Origin of the sequence: Actinoallomurus purpureus (assembly GCF_024055795.1) — a bacterium.
GTDB classification, from domain to species: Bacteria; Actinomycetota; Actinomycetes; order Streptosporangiales; family Streptosporangiaceae; genus Actinoallomurus; species Actinoallomurus purpureus.
This window is the reverse complement of the sequence record NZ_JAMXMY010000021.1, coordinates 128,491-150,715: the sequence shown is the minus strand read 5'-3', so window position 1 is coordinate 150,715 and position 22,225 is coordinate 128,491. Positions and strand designations below refer to the sequence as shown.

Here is a 22,225-nt window from a genome sequence, read left to right as displayed (position 1 = left end):
CTGCCACCGGCGCCGGCTCGGACCGCTTACGAAGGCTCCGGTCGGCTCTTGGGCCAGGTCTGCAGGGCGGTGTCGATGATCTGGCGAAGGCCCTCGCGGGGGACGCCGGTGGCGGCCTGGACGGAGATTCCGTAGGCGAGGGTGGCGATATAGCGGGCAAGGCGCGCGGGGTCGCTGTCGGCGGGGAGGTCGCCCTCGTCCCGAGCGCGGGCGAAGCGTTCGCAGATGGCGTCCTCGCCGCTCCTGCGCCAGGTCACGAGCGCGTCATGGGCTGCCTGTCCTGGCTCGCCGGTGGCCAGTGCGCCCTGTACTCCCAGGCAGCCCGCAGGGCAGTCCGGCCTGGTCGTGGCCTGGACCGCGCCGTTGAGGAGGTACTCGGCCACGGCTCGCGCGGTCGGCTTCTCCAGAGCCCTGGCCATGTAGCTCGCCGGTCCCTCGGTGTAGCGCTCCAGTGCCTTACGGAACAGGGCCTCCTTGTTGCCGTAAGCCGCGTACATGCTGGTGCGGGTGATGCCCATGGCGTTGGTCAGGTCGGTCAGCGTGGCGCCCTCATAGCCCTGCCGCCAGAAGACCTGCAGCGCGCGCTCCAGTGCCTCGTCGGCATCGAAGCCACGTGGCCTGCCCATCCCCGATCGCTGCGCGCGGTCCATGCCCCCAGTATAGCCAAATGTGTATCGCCCGGTACATAAGCGACTCGCGACGTGCTAGTGTTCGTTTCGGTACCGATAGGTACTGAAATTTCGGCAGGTAGCCCCGGAATCACTCAATGCGCGGCCATGGAGGTCCGGGATGAGGAGAGGAAGTCACATGGGACAGCTCGAAGGCAGGACTGCGGTGGTGACCGGCGGAACCACCGGTATCGGCCTGGCCGCCGCCAAGCGCCTGGCGGCGGAAGGCGCGCACGTGTTCATCACCGGCCGGCGCAAGCCGGAACTGGATGAGGCAGTCGAGGCCATCGGCGCCAATGTGACCGGCATCCAGGGCGACGTGTCGGCACCGGCGGATCTGGATCGCCTCTACGAGACGGTGCGCGGGCAGGGGCGGCGGGTGGACGTGCTGTTCGCCAACGCCGGCGGGGGCTCGTTCGCGACGCTGGAGCAGGTCACCGAGGAGCACTTCGATCAGACCTTCGACATCAACGTCAAAGGCATGCTGTTCACCGTGCAGAAGGTGCTGCCGCTGCTCAATGACGGTGCGTCGGTCATCCTGACCGCCTCCACCACCTCCACCACCGGCACTGAGGCGTTCGGTGTCTACGCCGCGTCCAAGGCAGCCGTACGTTCCTTCGCCCGCACCTGGGCCAATGAACTCAAGGGGCGCGGCGTACGCGTCAACGCTGTCACGCCCGGCCCGATCGACACTCCCGGCATCGCAGGGCTGGCGCCCGACGAGCAGCAGGCCGGGCAGCTGAAGCAGTTCCTGGCCGGTCAGGTGCCGCTGGGACGGATGGGCCGCCCGGACGAGGTCGCCGACGCGGTGCTGTTCCTCGCCTCCGACCAGAGCAGCTTCATCACCGGCACCGACCTGCACGTCGACGGCGGCATGAACCAGATCTGAACACCATCGCCCCGGTGTGCCCGTCCCGAGGCGGACACACCGCGGCCGACAGGCACCGGCGACGTATCCAACGACCCGCCATCAGTCGAAGCGGCGTGGCCCGGCCGAAGCGGGCATATTTTCCCAGAGCTGTCGGAGTGTCCCTCCGCCGACCCGTGTTGGCCCGGGCTGTACCACCCGGCGGGTCGTGTGGTTTGGGCTGTCGACCGGGAATAACATCCGCGGGTTCCTATATTGGAAGGTTTTTTGATCATGGCTACGCGTGACATTGCCGAAAAATTCTTCGGTCTGCTGGCGGGCGGGGACCCGGACAAGGTCGCAGAGGTCTTCGCAGACGAGATCGACTGGTACGTTCCCGGGTCGGCATCACTGCCCTGGACCGGACGGCGTTCCAAGCGTGGTGAGGTATCCGACTACCTGCGAACGCTGGGGTCGCAGTTCGTGCTCGAGAAGAACATCGACGAAGTCGAGGCGCTTCTCGTTGACGGTGATCATGCGGTCATGCTGGGGCGGTTCTCACGTGTCGTGAAGAGCAACGGCCGGGCGTTCTCCATGCCCGTGGCCATGCATCTTCAAGTGGCCGGCGACAAGATCGTCAAGATGTATCTATACGAGGACACGCTCAAGGTGGCCGAGGCGTTCTCCGCCTGACGGGCCAGGCTTTGGCCGAGGGCTGTTTCACCACTGCGGCCGAGGCCGGCTTCACGTCCTCGTCCTGGGCGCAGGACCTGCCCTTGGGCGCGCATCGACGTCCTGCGTGGCGGAGCTCCGGCGCGCGAGCTGGCACGACGTGCGGGATGCGCCACCCCAAAGATCGCCTGAGCGTTTACGTTAACGAAGTGTCCAGAATTCAGTGAACATCATAGCGTAGGAAAGAGATGGTAAATTCAATCCGAACACCGGAGTCGCAGGGTCGCATTGGCAGCCGAACTGCCAACGCGCGTGGTATGTTCGTGCGCATAAAACGCGCCCCAGGAGAGAACCTTATGGAACGTCCTCCACTCCCTCCGTTCACTCGCGACACCGCCATCCAGAAGGTTCGCCTGGCGGAAGACGCCTGGAACACTCGGGACCCCGAAAGAGTGGCTTTGGCTTACACGCCGGACTGCCATTGGAGGAACCGTTCGGAGTTCATCGACGGACGCGACGAGATCATCGCGTTTCTCGCGCGCAAATGGACGAGGGAACTCGAGTATCGGCTCATCAAGGAGCTTTGGTCCTTTGACGGCAACCGCATCGCCGTGCGCTTCGCCTACGAGTCTCGCGATGACTCCGGAAACTGGTTCCGCTCCTACGGCAATGAGAATTGGGAATTCGATGAGCAAGGACTGATGATCGCGAGGCACGCAAGCATCAATGACCTTCCCATCAAGGAATCGGACCGCAAATATCATTGGTCGCTCGGGCGCCGGCCCGATGACCATCCGGAACTAAGCCATTTCGGCTTCTGACCGGCCGAACATCCATCCGGCGTACGAGAACGAGACCGGCTACCTGCGCGTCTACCTCGCCCAGCCGGGGGTTTGTCAGGCGTAGTTCGGCCACGCCGATCGCCGTCACCAGCGCGCGGGCGACGGCGACGCGCTGCTGCTGACCTCGTTGTGGTCGAGGCGGGTCGCCCCGTCCGGGGTGAATCTGGTGCGACCGGCGTTAAGGACGCGTTAAGAAGCAGAGTGGCGGCGTTAGGGCGGCGTTAGGAAAGGCGGATTCACCGGACCCCGGGCGGTTTGCTGGCAATCGTGAAGCAAGCCGTTTTGCAGATGCCCAAGCGTTTCCTCGTCGGCCGGCCGCTCCGGACCGGGCAGATGGGGGAGACGCTGCTGCCCAAGAAGCTGGCCCTCCCCGTCTTCTGCAGCGACCCCCTCTCCTCCGTCGCGTACGCGACGGAGGAGATCCTCCTCGCGCTCAGCCTCGGCGGCCTGGCGATGTTCTACCTGTCCTGGTGGGTGGGGGCGGGCGTCGTGTTCCTGCTTCTCGTGGTCACCGCGTCGTACCGGCAGACCTGTCACGCCTATCCCAACGGCGGCGGCGCGTACACGGTCAGCCGGGCCAACCTCGGGGAGAACGCCTCCCTGGTGGCGGCGAGCGCGCTGCTGATCGACTACGTGCTGACCGTGGCGGTGTCCGTCGCGGCGGGCGTCGCCAACATCGTCTCGGCGTTCCCGGCGCTCGGCCGGCACGCCGTCCTGATCTCTCTGGTGCTGATCGCGGTGCTCGCCGTGATGAACCTGCGCGGGGTGAGGGAGTCGGGCACGGCGTTCGCGATCCCGACGTACGGCTTCGTGGCGAGCGTCTTCCTCATGCTCGCCGTCGGCCTCGTGCGCGTCCTGGCCGGTCACGGGCCGACCGCCGAGTCGGCGGCCTTCGGCGTGCACGCGACGCACAGCACGATGGGGGCGGCGGCGGTCCTGCTGGCCCTGCGCGCCTTCGCCCAGGGATGCACGGCGCTGACCGGAGTCGAGGCGGTGAGCAACGGCGTGCCGAACTTCAAGCCGCCGAAGAGCCGGAACGCCGCCACCACTTTGACGATCATGGGTCTCCTGGCCGTCACCATGTTCGGCGGCATCACGGTCCTCGCGCTCGCCGCGCACGTGCACATCGCCGACAATCCGGCCCAGCTCGTGGGCGCGCCGCAGGGGTATGAGCAGAAGACGGTCATCGCCCAGCTCGGCGCGGCGGTGTTCGGGCACGGCTCGGTGTTCTTCTTCCTGGCGCAGGCGTTCACCGCGGCGATCCTCGTCCTGGCCGCCAACACCGCGTTCAACGGCTTCCCGATCCTGGCCTCCATTCTGGGCGGCGACGGGTATCTGCCCCGGCAGTTCGCGCGGCGCGGCGACCGGCTGGTGTTCAGCAACGGCATCGTGATCCTGTCCCTGCTGGCCGGCGCGCTGGTCTGGGCGTTCGACGCCAGCACCACGAGGCTCATCCAGCTCTACATCATCGGCGTGTTCGTCTCCTTCACCCTTAGTCAGAGCGGCATGGTCAGACACTGGGGCGACGAGCTGCGCCGGCTCACCGACCCGGCGGCCCGGCGTTCCATCCACCGGTCCCGGGCCATCAACCTCGTGGGGGCGCTCCTCACGGGCCTGGTCCTCGTGATCGTGCTGCTGACGAAGTTCATGCACGGAGCGTGGATCGTCGTGGTGACGATGCCGCTGGTGTTCCTGATGATGAAGGGGATCCAACGGCACTACCGGCGGGTCGCGGCCGAACTCGAGCCGGGGGATGACGGCGTGCCGCTGCCCAGCCGCATCCACGCCGTGGTGCTCGTCTCCAAGGTGCACACGCCGACCCTGCGGGCGGTGGCCTTCGCCCGCGCGACGAGGCCGAACACGCTGACCGCGCTGAGCGTGGCGACGAGCCAGGAGGAGGCCGACCGGCTCGAGCGCGCGTGGGCCGAGCGTGACATCCCCGTGCCGCTGACGATCCTCGACTCGCCCTACCGTGACATCACCGGGCCGGTGCTCGACTACGTGACCCGGATCCGCCTCAGGAGCCCTCGCGACGTCGTCTGCGTCTTCATCCCCGAGTACGTCGTCGGTCGCTGGTGGGAGCACCTCCTGCACAACCAGAGCGCCTTCCGGCTGAAGGCGCGCCTGCTGTTCCGGACCGGCGTGATGGTGACGAGCGTCCCGTGGCAGCTGGGCTCGGCCGAGGCGGCGCTCGCACGGCAAGGGGAAGGCGCCGAATTCGCGGGCCGTACGAGGGTTCGCCCCGGTGCGGCATGATTTAACCCTTACGTGGTGGTTTGTTTCGTCAGGCGATGGCTTACGCTTGCGAATCATGGACGAAGTGCCGGCCGGAACGGCGCAGGAGAGCGCACAAGGCGCTCGGGGTCTGCGCGGCTTCCTGCGCCGCCTGACGTCGAGCAAGGCGGAGCTCGAGGCGGAAGAGCTGCAGAAGACCACCGGCGAGGAGGGGGCCACCCCGATCAAGGCGTGCGCCGCACGCCGCCGCGCCTGTGTAGCGGGTACGCTACGTACCGTGACTCTGCGACCGCGCGGTGGGGCGCCCTCCCTGGAGGCCGAGCTCTACGACGGCTCCGACGTGATCAGCCTGGTCTGGCTCGGCCGGCGGCGCATCGCCGGGATCGAGCCCGGTCGGCTGGTGCGGGCGGAGGGCCTGGTGAGCGTCCAGGACGGCCGCAAGGTGATGTTCAACCCCCGGTACGAACTGCGGGGAGGATCATGACCGAGCGGCGTCGCCCGGAGACCACGGACTCCGAGGTCCGGCAGGCCGAGGACTCCGCGCAGGTCGAGGACGGGCCCGCCGCCGAGACCTCGGCCGAGACCCAGCGGGCCGCGTACGACACCGTCGAGGAAGCGGTGCGCAAACAGCTCACCAAGGCGCTCGGCGGCCCGCGCGGCGTGGTCGAGGCCGCGATCCCGACGATCGGCTTCACCGTCTCCTGGATCGTCACCCACAAGCTTCAGCTGTCCCTCGGCATCGGGGGCGGCCTCGCCGTCGTGCTGCTGGTCGTGCGGCTCGCGCAGCGCTCGACCGTCCAGTTCGTGCTCAACAGCATCTTCGGCATCGCCATCGCGGCGTTCTTCGCGCTGCGCTCCGGCAAGGCCGCCGACGCCTTCCTGCCCGGCATCCTCTACAACGCGGCCTACGCCGCCGCGATGCTCCTGTCGATCATCGTGCGCTGGCCGGTCGTCGGTTTTCTCATCGGCTCGGTCACCGGCGATCCCACCGCCTGGCACCGCGACCGCGAGATCGTCCGGCTCTGCTCCCGGCTCACCTGGCTGCTGCTGCTCCCGTGCCTGGTGCGGGTGGCGGTGCAATATCCCCTCTACCTGGCCGGGCACGTCGGCTGGCTCGGCGCGGCCAAGGTCGTGATGGGCTGGCCGCTGCAGGTCGCGGCGCTGGCCGCCATGGCCTGGCTGCTGGCCCGTGGCCGTACGCCGATGGAGACGGCCACGGGCGCGCCGGAGTCCTGACCCGGCGGGGTTCTCTCCGGAGCCGCCTGGCGGGCGGCCCGTCCGCCGCCAGGGAGCCTCCGGTGGTGCACTCGATCAGTGCGCCGACAGCAGGTCGCCGAGCTCGTCCTCGACGTCCTGGCTGGCGACGAACATCAGCTCGTCACCGGCCTCGAGGGTGTCGTCCGGGCTCGGCACCAGCACCCGGCCCTCCCTCAGGATCGCCACCAGCGCGGTGTCGCGCGGCCAGGCCACCGAGCCGACCAGCTGACCGGCCAGGGGGGCGTCCTCGGGCAGGGTCAGCTCGACGAGGTTCGCCTCGCCCTGCCGGAAGGTCATCAGCCGGACCAGGTCGCCGACGCTGACCGCCTCCTCGACCAGCGCGGACAGCAGGCGCGGCGTCGAGACCGCGACGTCGACGCCCCAGGACTCGTTGAAGAGCCATTCGTTCTTCGGGTGGTTGATCCGGGCGACGACGCGGGGCACGCCGTACTCGGTCTTGGCCAGCAGGGAGACGACGAGGTTGACCTTGTCGTCGCCGGTCGCCGCCACGACGACGTGGCAGCGCTCCAGCCCGGCGTCGTCGAGCGAGGCGATCTCGCACGCGTCGGCGAGCAGCCACTCGGCGCGCGGCACCGCCTCCACCTTGATCGACCGGGGGTTCTTGTCGATGAGCAGGACCTCGTGGCCGTTCTCCAGGAGCTCCTGGGCGATCGAGCGGCCGACGGCGCCCGCTCCGGCGATGGCGACCCGCATTACTCCACCTTCTGATCGGGCCGCTGGGACACGGCGTCGTTGATACGTGCGAGGTCGCCGGAGGGCGCCATCACGTGGACGACGTCGCCGTCCTGGATGACGGTGTCGCCGGTGGGCACCAGCGCCTCGCCCATGCGGGACAGGTAGGCGACGCGCGTCTTGGCGGCCTCCTCCAGCGCCGAGACCTTGGCGCCGATCCACTTGGGATCCGTCTGCACCTCGGCCAGCACGACCTCGCCGGTCGGATCGCGCCACAGCGACGACACGCCCTCGGGCAGCAGTCGCCGGATCATCTGGTCGGCGGTCCAGCGGACGGTCGCCACGGTCGGGATGCCGAGCCGCTGGTAGACCTCTGCCCGCCGCGGGTCGTAGATGCGCGCGACGACGTTCTCCACGCCGAAGGTCTCGCGGGCGACGCGAGCCGAGATGATGTTCGAGTTGTCGCCGCTGCTGACGGCGACGAAAGCGGAGGCCTGCTCGATCCCGGCCTCGACGAGCACGTCGCGGTCGAACCCGAATCCGGTGATCCGGCGCCCCTTGAAGCCACCGCGCAGGCGGCGGAAGGCTTCGGGGCTCTGATCGATGATGGCCACGGTATGGCCTTTGTCCTCCAGGATGTGGGCGAGGGTGGACCCCACTCGCCCGCAGCCCATGATCACGATATGCACGGTCGTCCTTCCCGGCGCCGGTGCCGTCCGCTTGGCTCCGCTTGACCTGATGAAACCTACACAGGCAGGGGTGTGCAGAGCACTTCCTGACCCGTCTTAAGGGCGGCACTTGCATTCATCCCCCGGGCGAGGTGGATCTCACGGCCGTGGGAGCGACTAGCCTTACCTGTCGTGTCGAAGGCTCCCGACCTCGTCAAGAGGCTCCTGCTCGGCCGGGCGCTGCGCAGCGCCCAGGCCCATGAGCAAACCCTCCCCAAGACGATCGCCCTCCCGGTCTTCGCCAGTGACGCGCTGTCGTCGGTGGCGTACGCACCGCAGGAGATCCTGATCGCCCTCGGCCTCGCAGGCCTCGCGACGTACCACTTCACGCCCTGGGTGGCGGGAGCGGTCGTCGTGATCCTGCTCACCGTCGTGGCCTCGTACCGGCAGAACGTCCGGGCGTACACCAGCGGCGGCGGCGACTTCGAGGTCGCCACCACCAACCTGGGCAGCAACTCCGGCATCGTCGTGGCCAGCGCGCTGCTGGTCGACTACGTGCTGACCGTCGCGGTCTCGGTGTCCTCGGGCATCGAGAACCTCGGCGCGCTGCTCCACTTCCTCCAGCCGCACCAGGTCCTCGCGGCCATCGTCGTCGTCGCCATCTTGACGGTCATGAACCTGCGGGGCATCCGAGAGTCCGGCGTCGCCTTCGCGATCCCGACGTACCTGTTCATGTTCGGCGTGTTCGCCATGCTCCTGTGGGGCTTCACGCGGCTGGCGCTCGGGGCGGACCTGCAGGCCGAGACGGCCCACGTGACGGTCAAGGGCCCCGAGCTCGGCGTCAGCGGCCTCGCGCTCGTCTTCCTGCTGCTGCGCGCGTTCTCCTCCGGGTGCGCCGCGCTGACCGGTGTCGAGGCGATCAGCAACGGCGTGCCGGCGTTCCGGCCGCCCAAGGGGAAGAACGCCGCGACCACCCTGCTGCTGCTCGGAACCGTCGCCGCCTCGATGTTCGGCGGCATCGTGGCGCTGGCCTACATCACCAAGGCCAAGTTCGCGGATCCGGCCCTGGGCACCCACCTCGTCAACGCGGCCGGCAAGGACGTCTCCGACCAGGACCCGGTGATCGCCCAGGTCGCCCACACGGTGTTCAGCAACTTCACGCCCGGGTTCGCCTACGTCACCGTGATGACCGCGCTGATCCTCGTTCTGGCGGCCAACACCGCGTTCAACGGCTTCCCGGTGCTCGGCTCGGTGCTCGCCCAGAACCGCTACCTGCCGCGTCAGCTGCACACCCGCGGCGACCGGCTCGCCTTCAGCAACGGCATCATCATCCTCGGCACGATGGCGGGTCTGCTGATCTACGCCTACGACGCCTCGGTGACGTCCCTGATCCAGCTGTACATCGTCGGCGTGTTCGTGTCCTTCACGATCAGCCAGACCGGCATGGTGCGCCACTGGAACCGCCTGCTGAAGACCGAGACCGACCCCGCGGCGCGCCGGCGGATGATGACCTCCCGGGCCATCAACGCCTTCGGCGGCGTGGTCACCGGCATCGTCCTCGTCGTCGTGCTGATCACGAAGTTCCTCCTCGGCGCGTGGATCGCGTGCGTCGCGATGGGCGTCCTGTTCGTCATGATGCGGGGCATCCGCCGGCACTACGACCGGGTCGCGGCCGAACTGGTGGTCACCGGCGAGGACGTCGCGCTGCCCCCTCGCAACCACGCCATCGTCCTCGTCTCCCAGATCCACCGGCCCACGATGCGGGCACTGGCGTACGCGCGGGCCACCCGGCCGTCGACGCTAGAGGCGATCAGCGTCGCGGTGGACGCCGAGGCGACCCAGAGACTCCAGGAGGAGTGGGACGCCCGCGAGCTGCCCGTTCCCCTGAAGATCCTCGACTCGCCGTACCGCGAGATCACCCGGCCGATCCTGGAGTACGTCAAGAGCGTCCGGCGGCGCAGCCCGCGCGACGTCGTGACCGTCTTCCTGCCGGAGTACGTCGTCGGCCGCTGGTGGGAGCACCTGCTGCACAACCAGAGCGCGCTGCGGCTCAAGACGCGCCTGCTGTTCCAGCCCGGAGTGATGGTCACGAGCGTGCCCTGGCAGCTCGCCTCGTCCGACCGACTCAAGGGCCGGCATGAGCCGCCGGCCCCCGGTTCCGTACGCCGCCCGTACGGCCCAGAGCAAGAAGCAGAATCGGAGGGGACCCGTGCCCCCGGTGGAATCGTCTGAGCTGATCGAACTCCAGATAGGAGCGGTCGCCAACGGCGGCTGGTGCGTTGCCCGTCACGAAGGGCGTGTCGTGTTCGTCCGGCACACTCTGCCGGGCGAGCGCGTACGGGCCCGCGTCACCCAGGAGACCAAGAACTTCCTGCGCGCCGACGCCGTGGAGATCCTGGAGGCCTCACCCGACCGGGTGCAGGCTCCCTGCCCGTTCGCCGGTCCCGGCCGCTGCGGCGGCTGCGACTGGCAGCACGCCTCCCTGCCCGCCCAGCGGCGGCTCAAGGCCGACGTCATCAAGGAACAGCTCAGCCGGCTCGCCGGCATCGAGCGTGACGTCGTCGTCGAGGAGCTGCCCGGCACCCCCGACGGCCTCGGCTGGCGGACCAGGGTGCAGTTCTCGGTACGCCGGGACGGCGCCGTCGGCCTGCGCAAACACCGTTCGCACCAGATCGAGCCGATCGACGAGTGCCTGATCGCTCATCCGCAGGTCGAGGTGCTCGGCATCGAGCGCAAGCGCTGGCCGGGCGCGGCCGGCGTCGAGGCCATCGCCTCCGCGGGCACCGGCGACCGCCTCGCCGTCCTGTCCAGCCGGGGCCGGGTCCGGGTGCCCCGCATGGACGCGCCCGTGCGGCTCGTCAGCGGCAAGTCGGACAAGCCGCCGTTCGTCCGGGAGGACGTCGCCGGGCGGCTGTGGCAGGTCAGCGGAAGCGGCTTCTGGCAGGTCCACCCCGCCGCCGCCGAGACGTTCGCCGAGGCCGTCGTGGAGGCTCTGGAGCCCCGGAAGGGCGACACCGCCGTCGACCTGTACTGCGGGGCGGGCCTGTTCGCGGGCGTGCTCGGCGAGGCCGTCGGCTCCGACGGCCTCGTCGTCGGGATCGAGTCGGACGGCCAGGCCGTCCGGGACGCCCGCTTCAACCTCCGCGACCTTCCGCACGTCTCCGTGGAGCGGGGCGAGGTCGAGGCCGTCCTGGACCAGATCAAGCTCGGCCACGGCAGGTCCACTCTGAACCGCGCCGACCTCGTCGTCCTCGACCCCCCGCGCACCGGCGCGGGCCGGGACGTCGTCAAGCGCGTCGCCGAGCTCGCCGGCCGTCGCATCGCCTACGTCTCCTGCGACCCGGCCACCCTGGCCCGCGACCTGGCCTTCTTCTCCGAGCACGGCTGGACCCTGTCCGCACTGCGCGCCTTTGACGCGTTCCCGATGACCCAGCACGTGGAGTGCATCGCGACGCTGGTCAAGGGCTGATCCCGGGCGCCCCGGCGCCCGAGAGGCGGGACGCCGGCTCCGAACGGGGACGCCCGGAACGGCGCCCGCGGCCCCGCGAGGACGCGGGGCCGCGCCGAGTGCTCGGTGAAGGCTCGTAGTGACCGCCGGTTTGTCCTGGACATCCGCCTCGACGAGCGCCTTCACCGAGCGTTTCGTTCAGGACGACGTGCTGATGGCGGCGCGTCGGAGGGGCGGCGCCGCGGCCACGCGGGCCGCGCCGAGTGCTCGGTGAAGGCGCGTCGCGGCCGCCGGGATGCCCCGGACGTCCGCCTTGACGAACGCTTTCACCGAGCGTTTCGCGCAAGACACCGCGTCCTCGGACGCACCGCTGGCTGCGGAGGCCCGGGAGATCCCGCTCGGTCGAGGGCTGCGTCGAGCGTTTCGTCCGGGGATGATGGCGCCATGACGCTGAGTGCCGCTGACGGCGACGCGATCCTCAAGGACAACTTCGCCCCCTGGGTGCAGGACCTCGGTCTCGTCGTCGAGGATGTCGGCGACCGGCGGGCGGTACTGCGCCTGCCCTGGTCGCGGAGGCTGGCCCGCGAGGGCGGGGCGCTGTCCGGGCAGGCGCTGATGGCCGCCGCCGACACGGCGACCGTGATCGCCGTCGCGGCGGCCCGGGGCGCGTACGTTCCGATGACCACGGTGCAGCAGTCCAGTACCTTCCAGCGCCCGGTGGTGGACGCCGACGTGCTCGTCACCGCACGGATCACCAAGATCGGCCGCACACTCGCCTTCGCGGACATCGAGATGACCGCGGACGGAGCCGTCGCGGCCCATGCCACCACCGTCTATGCCCTGCTCGGCTGAGGCGCGTGCCACGCGGTCACCGAATTCGGCGGCGCTCCGGCGGTGAGCGCCACCCGTCCACCGGCGGATCCCGGCGATCGCTGTTCTCTGGACGCCGCAAACGCGGGGGATCATGAAATTCCCGAGCCGATTCTTTCGTTTATGGCGAAGTTCTCCCAGTTCCGCGGGGGGTGAGCTCGGAGAAAGAGCGGTGCGAGAGCTCTCGAAGGAGGAAGCTGGCAGGTGGAGGGCCCGGCCGGTCGACCCCGTGTCCCGGACCGGGCGGCGACCGGTGAACCGGGTGGTCGTGAAGGGGGACGTGTGAGCGACGAGACCATCGGCGACGGGGCGTTCCAGGGAATCGTGATGCCCTGTCAGATGTGCATCGGCAGCGGGGAACTGGTCACGCTGCAGAAGGATCCCGCATTGTTGCGCAGGGGCGACTGCCCGCAGTGCGACGGCACGGGGCACATCCGCATCCGTTGCACACGCGACGAGGTGGACGAGGTCATCCGCAGCCTGCCGCCCAGCCGTCTCCTGACCGCGATCCGTCAGGCTCTCACGGGCGTCGGCCTGTGCCCGGTGTGCTTCGGATGCGGAGTCCTCGCGTCGATCGAATGGAACGAGGACCAGATTCCTGTGCGCTACCTCGAGGCTTCCTGTCCGGCCTGTGAGGACCGCATGGGTCTGTGACCCGTGTCCGCTCGTGACCCGCGTGCCCCGTGACGAGCGCCCGCGGATGGCGGTGCCGACATCTGTGAGGACGGCGCCGCCGCGGTGAGCCGGGCCGGTGGCGCGCTGCGGGCGGTGCCCCGGCCTCTCAGGGCGCCGTCGGCGGATTGCCGGTCGTCGCCGGGGGCGCCAGATCCGGACGATGGGTGTGCGGGGCGAGGTAGCCGGCCACGGCGGCCAGCAGCGTGGTCGCCGCCGCCGCGACCTCGGGGGGAACATCGATCTTCGAGAGGCGCAGGATCCAGACGACGATCGTCACCAGGGCACCCGCGATCGCGGCCGCGGTCACCTTCTTTTCAAGCACGGTCGGCTCCATGAAGTGGTGGGGGGGATCGAAACTATCGCCGTGTGTCCGGGCCGAGCAGCATCTCTGCATGATCGCCCACGTTTTTACCATCACGCTTTGTGACGACACGCCGACAGGCTGCTAGGCCGTCATCCGGTGGTCGGTTACAACGGGTCGTTGTCGAAAGCATTCGAGCACGTCACGGGGGACAACGATGATCGACTTCTCTGGCCGCGCCACGCGTGCCGGAACCCGGGGCATCGCGGCGGCGGCGGCCGTTTCGTGCTTCACGGTCATGCCGCAACTCACGTCTCATGAACTCGCGCACGCCGATGGTCCGGTCGGCTCGGCGTCGCGCCCGCACGACCACCGGCCCGCCGACGGAGAACACGACGCGCGGACGGCCAGGCGGGAGCACGACGCGCGGACGGCCGGGCGGGAGCACGACGCGCGGGCCGCCGGGCCGGAGCGAGGCCACGAGTCCACGCGGCGGGAGGAGGATCACCAGTCGGCGGGGGCGGGCCACGACCGGAAGGGCGCCGCGAGGCACCTCCCGCCGCGCGCGCGGGTCATCCTCGACACGCAGGCTCCGCAGGGGCCCGTCGTGCCGGGGAAGACCTACTCCTGGCCGTACTCCGTCACCAACACCGGCTCCGCGCCCGTGAAGGACGTGACCTTCGCGACGAGGCCGAACCGCAACCTCAAGGTGGCCGCCACGCCGCCGAAGTGCACGTGGCGAGGCGCGCGTGATCTCGTCTGCAAGATCGGCATCCTGCCCGGCGGGCAGACGAAGCACGGCGCCCTGACCGCGACGGTGGACCGGAAGACGCCGACCGGCCAGGCGCTGTCCAGCCCGGCCAAGGTGTCGTGGGACGGCCGGCCGGGGTCCACGACGCGGGAGATGGCGTTCCCGCCGGTCACGGCGTCCCAGCCCACCGATCTGGCGGTCTCCGGCACTTCGCTGCCAGAGACCGTACGGCCGGGGGGAGAGGTCCCGTACGAGATCTCGGTGACCAACAAGGGTCCGGTCACCGCGGAGGCCGTCGTCGTCCGCAGCTCCGTGGCGAACGACGCGGGCGGGTGGCCCTGCGGCTCCGCGCCGGCGACGGCGCTCGGCGGGAAGAACGCGCCGCTCAAGCCCGCCGTTCCGCCGTGCTCGGCCGTCCAGGGCGACACCGCGGCTGAGGGCAAGGGGGCCGTCCCGGCCTGTGGCGCGGCGGCGGCGAAGAACGGCGAAGCGGACCGGCCTGTGGTTCCACCGTGCGCGGCCGCCCAGGACAAGCCCGTCAGGGCGACGGGAGACGCGCCCGCCGGCTCGCTGTGCGCGGCCCAGGCACCACTGGCCGCGCCTCCCTGCGGAGCCGCGACGCAGCAGGCATGTGGTGCGTGCGCGGGGCAACGGCCGGCGGCGGATCAGCCGGCGGCCGGGCAGGCGTGCTCCGCGTGCGGTACGCAACAGGTCGCACCCGCGTGCGGTGCCTGTGCGGCACAGCAGGTCGCACCCCCGTGCTCCGCGTGCGGTGCGCAGCAGGTCGCACCCGCGTGCGGCGCGTGCGCGGCGCAGCAGACCGTGCCGGACACACCCGGCAAGAGCGACCCGGTCGGGGCGGAGAGCGGAATCCATCTGAGCGGTCCGCCGGCGTCGCCGATCGGACCCGGCATGGTGCCGGAACGGCCCGTCAAGGCGGAGGCACCAGGCAAGGCGGGTGCACCGGGCAAGGCGGAGGCACCGGGCAAGGCGGGTGCACCGGGCAAGGCGGGGATGCCGGGTAAGGCGGAGGCACCGGGCAAGGCGGAGGTGCCGGGCAAGGCGGAAACCCCGGGTAAGTCGCAAATTCCGGTGAAGGCGGAGGCGCCGGGCGTCGACACGCCCGTCGTGATCGGCAAGGGTCGCCATCACTGCGTCGCGCAGGGTCCGGGATTCGTCTGCCCGCTCGGTTCGATCCCGCCGGGCAAGACCCGGAGGCTCCATCTGGCCGTACGGGGGCCGCGCACCCATCCCGGCAGGCTCCGCTGCATCAGCACGGTGGCGTCCGGGACGCCGGACGAGAACCCGGCCAACGACAGCGTGGCGTGCCACACCCGCAACGCCCGGCCGATCCCGGCGCGGCAGAACCCGACCGCCCACCACCTGCCGCACACCGGCTTCCCGTTCGGGATGTTCGCGCTGGGCGGGCTGGGACTGGGCGCCGCCGGGATCGTCCTGCTGCGGATCGGCCGCGTGCGGCGGAGCGAAGAAGGTCAGACCCGGTAGTGCATTCGACGGCGTCGGGGTAGCAGGATGGATGGCATGCTTCTGCGGATCTTCACAGAGCCCCAGCAAGGGGCGAGCTATGACACCCTGCTCCGCGTCGCCAAGGCCACGGAGGAGTACGGCTTCGACGCGTTCTTCCGTTCGGACCACTACGTGAAGATCTGGGACGTCAGCGGCCTGCCGGGCCCGTCGGACGCCTGGATCACGCTGGCCGGGCTGGCCCGGGAGACCCGGCGGATCCGTCTCGGCACGCTGGTGACCGCCGCGACCTTCCGGCTGCCCGGTCCGCTGGCCATCTCGGTGGCGAACGTGGATGAGATGAGCGGAGGACGCGTCGAGCTCGGCCTCGGCACCGGGTGGTTCGAGGAGGAGCACACCGCGTACGGCATCCCGTTCCCGAGTCTGGGTGAGCGTTTCGACCGGCTCGAGGAGCAGCTGCGGATCGTGACGGGGCTGTGGGAGACGCCGACCGGAAAGACGTTCTCGTTCGAGGGCGAGCACTACCGGCTGGTGGAGTCTCCCGCGCTCCCGAAGCCGGCGCAGCAGCCGCGCCCGCCGCTGATCATCGGTGGTGCGGGCGTCAAGCGGACGCCTCGGCTGGCCGCGCGGTACGCCGACGAGTACAACGTGCCGTTCCACGGGCTGGAAGAGACCGGCTCGGCGTACGAGCGCGTGCGGGCGGCGTGTGAGCAGGGCGGCCGTTCCTGCCAGTCGATGACCTTCTCCGCCGCGCAGATCGTGTGCTGCGGACGGGACGAGGCGGAGCTCGAACGCCGGGCCGGCGCGATCGGCCGGAAGGTCGACGAACTGCGCGAGAACAGTCTGGCCGGCACCCCGGCCGAGCTGGTCGACAAGATCGGGAAGTTCCGGGAGATCGGCGCCGAGCGGATGTACCTCCAGGTGCTGGACCTCGACGACCTGGACCATCTCGAGCTCATCGCGAGCGAGGTTCTTCCGCAGGTGTGAACCCTGCCGCATTGATCGTCCGGCATCCGCGGATGCCGGACGATCAATGCGGTCCTGCGGGAGAATCCCGGGATGCCCTCCGTCCAGCCGTTGAACTCCCGGGATCCCGACGTCGTCGGTGGCCACCGTCTGCTCGGCCGCCTGGGCGCGGGAGGCCAGGGAGTGGTGTACCTCGGCGCGTCGCCGTCGGACGAGCGCGTGGCGGTCAAGCTCCTGCGGTTCGGCGGTGACGCGCGCGAGCGGCGCTACTTCGCCAAGGAACTGGCCGCCGCGCGGAAGGTCGACCCGTTCTGCACCGCGCGGATCCTCGCGGCCGACGTCGAGGGCGACGTCCCGTACATCGTCAGCGAGTTCATCGACGGTCCGTCGCTGCGCCAGGTGGTCCGGGAGGACGGACCGCTGCGCGGGTCGCCGCTCCATCGCCTGGCGATCGGCACGGCGACCGCCCTCGTCGCGATCCACCAGGCGGGCGTCGTCCACCGTGATTTCAAACCCGCCAACGTCCTGCTGGGGCCCGACGGACCCCGGGTGATCGACTTCGGGGTGGCGCACGTCGCCGACGCCACGCTCAGCGGTCACGTCACCGGAACCCCGGCCTTCATGGCGCCGGAGCAGTTGCAGAACGAGCCGCCGGGGCGGGCGGCGGACATGTTCGCCTGGGGCGGGACGATCGTGTACGCCGCGACGGGCCGGGCGCCGTTCGGAGAGGACAATCTGGGTGCGGTGGTCAGCCGGATCCAGCACGTGGCGCCGGACCTGGGCGGCCTCGACGGGCCGCTGCGAGATCTCGCGGCGGCCTGCCTGGACAAGGATCCCGCCCGGCGGCCGTCGGCGCGGCAGGCCCTGTCCTGGCTGCTCGGCGAGGAGGGCCGGCGGTCGTTCGGCGAGGGCCGTACGGCGGAGGGCACCCCGGCCGATCCGGCCCCTGGTGGTCCCCCAGGGCCGGCCGACCCGGGGAGCACGGTCTCGGTCACCGCGCCGAGGCCGGGTCCGGACGGCGCGGGGACCGATCGGGTGCTGCCGGCCGACGCCGGAACCGCCTGGACCGAGCCGGAGAGCGCCGGAGCGGGGAGGCGGGCGAGGGCCCGGGTGCCGCTCGCCATCGGCGCCGGCGTGGCGGCCGTGGCGGTGCTGGCGGCCGTGACGGCGGCCCTCCTGCCCCCGGGATCCCGGCCCCGTCACCGGGGGGCGACGGCGACCCCGCCGAACCTCACGTGGTTCGACACGCTCGGCCTGCCGCTGCGAACCGGCTGGACCGTCGCCGACACCGAGGACGGAAGGCACGTGCTGACCGAGCGGTGCACCGATCCGAAGATGCTCTTCTTCGAGACCCAGTGCGCCGGATTCTGGGTCATGGGACCGAACCAGATCGGCACGGCGATGAACGGCGACGGCAGTTACCGGGCGGGACGCCGGATGTACTATCCGGCGTCCGACGTCGAGCCGTGCCCGGGCCTTCCCGAGGACTTCATCGTCGAGCCGCAGAAGCCGGTGCTCACCGAGCAGCGTCAGATCGGCGGCCGCCCCGCGACCTACAGCGAGTACGCGGTCGACTGCGTCGATCAGGCGAACCCGCACAAGACGGTCAGCGGCTACACCGAACGTGAGTGGTACGTCGCCGACCGGCAGATCCTCGTCATCGACGTGGGTTCCACTCCGGACCTCCCCGACGTACTCGCCAAGGCGTCCTGGCGCTGAGTACGGAGGCGAGAGCCAGAGAAAACCGTTGGGGGGACAGGGCAGACATCCGGGACACTGTGCCGTGTGCTGCTGACGATCACCACGACCGCGCGCCCGGCCACGGACCTCGGGTACCTGCTGGTCAAACACCCTGAGCGGGTGCAGACGTTCGAGCAGTCCTTCGGCACGGCGCACGTGTTCTACCCCGACGCGTCACCCGACCGGTGCACGGCGGCGCTGCTCCTGGACGTCGATCCGATCAAACTCGCCAAGGCCCGCAAGACGCCCGACCTGTCCCTCGGGCAGTACGTCAACGACCGGCCGTACGCCGCGTCCTCCCTGCTGGCCTCGGCGATGGCGAACGTCTTCCGCACCGCGATGCGCGGCGCGAGCCGGGACCGCGGCGAGCTGGCGGCCGCACCGATCCCGCTGACGATCACCCTGCCCGCGCTGCCGTGCCGGGGCGGCCCCGACGCGGCCCGCCGGTTGTTCGAGCCCCTCGGCTGGCAGGTGACGGCCCGGCCCATCCCGCTCGACCCGGAGTTCCCGCAGTGGGGTGACTCCCGGTACGTCACGCTGACACTCGAGGGCGAGCTCAGGCTCTCCGAGGCGCTCAACCAGGTGTACGTCCTGCTGCCCGTCCTCGATGATTCAAAGCACTACTGGGTCGCGCCGGACGAGGTCGACAAGCTCATCCGGGCGGGGGAGGGCTGGCTGGCGGCCCATCCGGAGCGCGGCCGCATCACCCGCCGCTACCTGGCCAACCGGCGCGGCCTGGTCCGTACGGCGCTGGCCCGCCTCGCCGACGCCGACGACCGCCCGGACGACGCGCTCGACCGCGACCCGATCGACGAGGAGCCGCCCGCGACCGACCCGACGGCCGCCGAGCCGGGTGACGCGGAGCCGGAGACCGAGGCGGCCGTCCCGCCGGTGCCGCTCGCCGAACGCCGGATCCAGACGGTCCTGGAGGTGCTGCGGGCGGAGGAGGCGCACACGGTCATCGACCTCGGCTGCGGCTCCGGAAAACTGCTGTCCCGCCTGCTGCAGGACCCGTACTTCACCTCGGTGGCCGGAACCGACGTCTCGCCCCGGGCGATCATGGCCGCCCAGTGGCGGCTCAAACCGGCCCGCCTCCCGCGCGCGCAGGAGGAGCGCCTCAACCTGTTCACCGGCGCGCTGACGTACGCCGACGACCGGTTCCACGGGTACGACGCGGCGGTGCTGATGGAGGTCGTCGAGCACGTGGACGTGCCACGGCTGCCCGCCGTCGAACGCGTCGTGTTCGGCGACGCGCGGCCCCGCGTGGTGGTCGTCACGACGCCGAACGCCGAGCACAACGTGCGCTACGAGGGCCTCACCGGGTTCCGGCACCCGGACCACCGGTTCGAGTGGACCCGCGCCGAGTTCCGGCAGTGGGCTGAAAGGGTCGCCGGGGCGTACGGCTACCAGGTCCGGTACGTCGCGGTCGGCGACGACGACGCGGAGGTCGGCCCGCCGACCCAGATGGGGGTGTTCACAAGATGATGGAGCTCAAGATCCCGGAGATGGCGCTCGTCGTGCTGGTCGGCGTGTCGGGCTCCGGCAAGTCGCACTTCGCCCGACGTCACTTCGCCCCGACGCAGGTCGTCTCATCGGACTACTGCCGGGGCGTCGTCTCAGACGACGAGAACGACCAGTCGGCCACCGCCGACGCCTTCGACCTGCTGCACTACATCGTGCGCAAGCGCCTGCGCCGGGGCCTGCTGACCGTCGTGGACGCCACGAACGTCCAGCCGCGGTCCCGGGAACAGCTGGTGCGGATCGCCAAGGAGCACGACGTGCTCGCCGTCGCGATCGTGCTGGACGTCCCGGAGTCCGTCGCGATGGAGCGCAACGCCGCCCGGCCCGACCGGGACCTGCCGGATCACGTCGTGCCCCGGCAGCGCCGTGAGCTGCGGCGCGGCCTGCGCGCCCTGGGCCGGGAGTTCAAGCGCTCGTACGTGCTGGGAGACGAGGAGATCGACCAGGCGGTCATCGCCTACGAGAAGCCCTGGCCGGACAAACGGCACCTGACCGGCCCGTTCGACCTGATCGGTGACGTGCACGGCTGCCGGGCCGAGCTGGAGGACCTCCTCACCGCGCTCGGCTACATCATCGAACGCGACCCGCTCGGCCGTCCGGTCGGCGCCGCGCACCCCGAGGGCCGTACGGCGGTGTTCCTCGGCGACCTCGTCGACCGGGGGCCGGACTCTCCCGGGGTGCTCCGTCTCGCCATGGGCATGGTCGAGGCCGGGACCGCGCTGTGCGTCCCCGGAAACCACGAGAACAAGCTCGTGCGCGCGCTGAAGGGGCGGCGGGTCACGATCGGCCACGGCCTCGCGCAGTCGCTCGACCAGCTCGCGAACGAGCCGGAGGAGTTCCGCGCGGCCGCGCTGGCGTTCATGGACGGCCTGGTCAGCCACCTGGTCCTCGACGGAGGGCGCCTCGTCGTCGCGCACGCGGGCCTGAAGGAGGACTACCACGGGCGGGCGTCCGGCCGGGTGCGCTCCTTCGCGCTGTACGGGGAGACCACGGGGGAGACCGACGAGTACGGCCTGCCGGTCCGGTACCCGTGGGCGAACGACTACCGGGGCGAGGCCATGGTCGTGTACGGGCACACCCCGGTGCCCGAGCCGGAATGGATCAACAACACCCTCTGCGTCGACACCGGCTGCGTCTTCGGCGGCAGGCTGACCGCGCTGCGCTACCCGCAGAGGGAGCTCGTCTCGGTCCCCGCCCGCCAGGTCTGGTACGAGCCGGTCCGCCCGCTCGTCCCCGACACCGCCACGGTGCCCGGGGCGCACCGGGAGTCGGGCGTGCTGCGTCTCACCGACGTACGGGAGGCGGTCGAGACGCGGCTGATGGGGCGCGTCAACGTCCGCGACGAGAACGTCTGGCCGGCCCTGGAGGTCATGAGCCGGTTCGGAGTCGACCCCCGCTGGCTGGTCTACCTTCCACCGACGATGGCGCCCGCGCCGACGTCCGCGCTCGAGGGATACCTGGAGCACCCGGCCGAGGCGTTCGACGCGTACCGGCGGCAGGACGTCGCACGGGTCGTGTGCGAGGAGAAGCACATGGGCTCGCGGGCCGTCGTGGTCGTCGCGCGTGACGCCGCGACCGCCGCCGGCCGCTTCGGCGTCGAGGACGGCACCACCGGGGCGGTCTACACCCGGACCGGCCGGGCGTTCTTCCCCGACCCGGCGACGACGGAGGAGTTCCTGGCGCGGGTCCGGACGGCCGCCGCCGGCCTGTTCGAGGACCTGGGAACCGGGTGGCTCGTGCTCGACTGCGAGCTCATGCCGTGGTCGGCCAAGGCGGTCGAGCTGCTGCGCACGCAGTACGCCGCGACCGGTGCGGCCGCCCGCGCCGCCCTGCCGATGGCCGCCGACGTCCTGGACCGCGCCGCAGCGCGCGGCCTGGACGTGGAGGCGCTGCGCGACCGCGTCGCGCGCCGCTCCGCCAACGCGGACCTGTTCCGGGACGCGTACGCGCGCTACTGCTGGCCGACGGAGGGGCTGAAGGGACTGCGCCTGGCGCCGTTCCAGGTGCTGGCCGGGGAGGGCCGCTCGTACGCCGAGCGGGACCACCTGTGGCACCTGACCGTCGCCGATCGGCTGGCCGCCGCCGATGGGGAGCTCTTCGCCCCGACACGGTCGCACGTCGTCGACCTGAACGGTGACGCGTCCGCCGCGATCGCCTGGTGGACGGACCTCACCGCGGCCGGTGGCGAGGGCATGGTCGTCAAGCCGTTGCCGCCGGACGGCGACGGCGGCCCGGTGCCCGACGGACCGGACGGGGAGCGCCGCCTCGTACAGCCCGGCCTGAAGTGCCGGGGCAGGGAGTACCTGCGGATCATCTACGGGCCGGACTACACCGAGCCGGAGCACCTGGAGCGGCTGCGGCAGCGGTCGCTGGGGCGCAAGCGGTCCCTCGCCATGCGGGAGCACGCCCTCGGGCTGGAGGCCCTCGACCGGCTGGCGACCGGAGAGCCGCTGTGGCGGGTGCACCAGGCGGTGTTCGGCGTGCTCGCCCTGGAGTCCGAGCCGGTCGACCCGCGCCTGTGATCCCGCGTCACGCGGCCGTGCCGGCGACGCGTCGCGTGGCAGCGACCCTTCCGACGTGCCGTGT

General features: G+C 70.7%; 19 protein-coding genes. 15 read left to right on the top strand and 4 right to left on the bottom strand.

Annotated features, from left to right (window positions below):
• Positions 1 to 26: 26 nt before the first annotated feature.
• Positions 27 to 650, bottom strand: coding sequence for a TetR/AcrR family transcriptional regulator (locus tag NE236_RS32545; protein WP_252846043.1), 624 nt, complete (start codon positions 648 to 650; stop codon positions 27 to 29).
• Positions 651 to 807: 157 nt separating this feature from the next.
• Between NE236_RS32545 and NE236_RS32540 the strand changes: the two genes are divergently transcribed.
• From NE236_RS32540 to NE236_RS32515, 6 genes are all read left to right on the top strand, one after another.
• Positions 808 to 1,557, top strand: a complete 750-nt coding sequence (locus tag NE236_RS32540) for an SDR family NAD(P)-dependent oxidoreductase (RefSeq protein ID WP_252846042.1) — start codon at positions 808 to 810, stop codon at positions 1,555 to 1,557.
• Positions 1,558 to 1,809: 252 nt separating this feature from the next.
• Entirely contained in the window at positions 1,810 to 2,208 is a 399-nt protein-coding gene (locus NE236_RS32535; protein ID WP_252846041.1) for a nuclear transport factor 2 family protein, read from the top strand.
• Between the two features lie 335 nt (positions 2,209 to 2,543).
• On the top strand, positions 2,544 to 3,008 hold the full coding sequence (locus NE236_RS32530; RefSeq protein ID WP_252846040.1) for a nuclear transport factor 2 family protein: 465 nt from the start codon (positions 2,544 to 2,546) through the stop codon (positions 3,006 to 3,008).
• Positions 3,009 to 3,296: 288 nt separating this feature from the next.
• The gene (locus NE236_RS32525) at positions 3,297 to 5,285 is read left to right on the top strand and encodes an APC family permease (RefSeq protein WP_252846039.1); all 1,989 of its coding nucleotides are present in this window, start codon (positions 3,297 to 3,299) and stop codon (positions 5,283 to 5,285) included.
• Positions 5,286 to 5,340: 55 nt separating this feature from the next.
• On the top strand, positions 5,341 to 5,748 hold the full coding sequence (locus NE236_RS32520) for an OB-fold nucleic acid binding domain-containing protein (RefSeq protein ID WP_252846038.1): 408 nt from the start codon (positions 5,341 to 5,343) through the stop codon (positions 5,746 to 5,748).
• Positions 5,745 to 6,500, top strand: a complete 756-nt coding sequence (locus tag NE236_RS32515) for a DUF3159 domain-containing protein (RefSeq protein WP_252846037.1) — start codon at positions 5,745 to 5,747, stop codon at positions 6,498 to 6,500. Before NE236_RS32520 ends, NE236_RS32515 begins: the two co-directional genes overlap by 4 nt.
• Before the next feature lie 75 nt (positions 6,501 to 6,575).
• On the opposite strand, the gene NE236_RS32510 is transcribed toward NE236_RS32515, so the two are convergent.
• Both NE236_RS32510 and NE236_RS32505 read right to left on the bottom strand, forming a co-directional pair.
• Positions 6,576 to 7,235: a potassium channel family protein gene (locus tag NE236_RS32510; RefSeq protein WP_252846036.1), complete on the bottom strand. Its 660-nt coding sequence runs from the start codon at positions 7,233 to 7,235 to the stop codon at positions 6,576 to 6,578.
• Positions 7,235 to 7,903: a potassium channel family protein gene (locus NE236_RS32505; RefSeq protein WP_252846035.1), complete on the bottom strand. Its 669-nt coding sequence runs from the start codon at positions 7,901 to 7,903 to the stop codon at positions 7,235 to 7,237. The genes NE236_RS32510 and NE236_RS32505 overlap by 1 nt, the downstream gene beginning before the upstream one ends.
• Positions 7,904 to 8,074: 171 nt before the next feature.
• On the opposite strand from NE236_RS32505, the gene NE236_RS32500 reads away from it, so the two are divergent.
• The 4 genes from NE236_RS32500 to NE236_RS32485 all read left to right on the top strand — a co-directional run bounded on the left by NE236_RS32500 (position 8,075) and on the right by NE236_RS32485 (position 12,854).
• A complete protein-coding gene (locus tag NE236_RS32500; RefSeq protein WP_252846034.1) occupies positions 8,075 to 10,114 on the top strand; it encodes an APC family permease in 2,040 nt (679 codons plus the stop codon).
• Positions 10,101 to 11,351, top strand: a complete 1,251-nt coding sequence (locus NE236_RS32495; RefSeq protein WP_252846033.1) for a class I SAM-dependent RNA methyltransferase — start codon at positions 10,101 to 10,103, stop codon at positions 11,349 to 11,351. Before NE236_RS32500 ends, NE236_RS32495 begins: the two co-directional genes overlap by 14 nt.
• A 423-nt stretch (positions 11,352 to 11,774) precedes the next feature.
• On the top strand, positions 11,775 to 12,182 hold the full coding sequence (locus NE236_RS32490) for a PaaI family thioesterase (RefSeq protein ID WP_252846032.1): 408 nt from the start codon (positions 11,775 to 11,777) through the stop codon (positions 12,180 to 12,182).
• Between the two features lie 300 nt (positions 12,183 to 12,482).
• Complete coding sequence (locus NE236_RS32485) at positions 12,483 to 12,854, top strand: hypothetical protein (RefSeq protein WP_252846031.1); 372 nt, start codon at positions 12,483 to 12,485, stop codon at positions 12,852 to 12,854.
• 127 nt (positions 12,855 to 12,981) lie between these two features.
• Here NE236_RS32485 and NE236_RS32480 read toward each other — a convergent pair whose 3' ends face one another.
• Positions 12,982 to 13,197 (bottom strand): hypothetical protein, encoded by a 216-nt coding sequence (locus NE236_RS32480; RefSeq protein ID WP_252846030.1) that lies wholly within the window; start codon positions 13,195 to 13,197, stop codon positions 12,982 to 12,984.
• Between the two features lie 196 nt (positions 13,198 to 13,393).
• On the opposite strand from NE236_RS32480, the gene NE236_RS43970 reads away from it, so the two are divergent.
• The 5 genes from NE236_RS43970 to NE236_RS32455 all read left to right on the top strand — a co-directional run bounded on the left by NE236_RS43970 (position 13,394) and on the right by NE236_RS32455 (position 22,161).
• Entirely contained in the window at positions 13,394 to 15,433 is a 2,040-nt protein-coding gene (locus NE236_RS43970) for a hypothetical protein (protein WP_289851155.1), read from the top strand.
• Between the two features lie 36 nt (positions 15,434 to 15,469).
• Entirely contained in the window at positions 15,470 to 16,399 is a 930-nt protein-coding gene (locus NE236_RS32470) for an LLM class F420-dependent oxidoreductase (protein WP_252846029.1), read from the top strand.
• A 72-nt stretch (positions 16,400 to 16,471) separates the two neighbouring features.
• The gene (locus NE236_RS32465; RefSeq protein WP_252846028.1) at positions 16,472 to 18,097 is read left to right on the top strand and encodes a serine/threonine-protein kinase; all 1,626 of its coding nucleotides are present in this window, start codon (positions 16,472 to 16,474) and stop codon (positions 18,095 to 18,097) included.
• Between the two features lie 66 nt (positions 18,098 to 18,163).
• Complete coding sequence (locus NE236_RS32460; protein WP_252846027.1) at positions 18,164 to 19,603, top strand: 3' terminal RNA ribose 2'-O-methyltransferase Hen1; 1,440 nt, start codon at positions 18,164 to 18,166, stop codon at positions 19,601 to 19,603.
• Positions 19,600 to 22,161, top strand: coding sequence for a polynucleotide kinase-phosphatase (locus NE236_RS32455; protein ID WP_252846026.1), 2,562 nt, complete (start codon positions 19,600 to 19,602; stop codon positions 22,159 to 22,161). The genes NE236_RS32460 and NE236_RS32455 overlap by 4 nt, the downstream gene beginning before the upstream one ends.
• Positions 22,162 to 22,225: the final 64 nt, after the last annotated feature.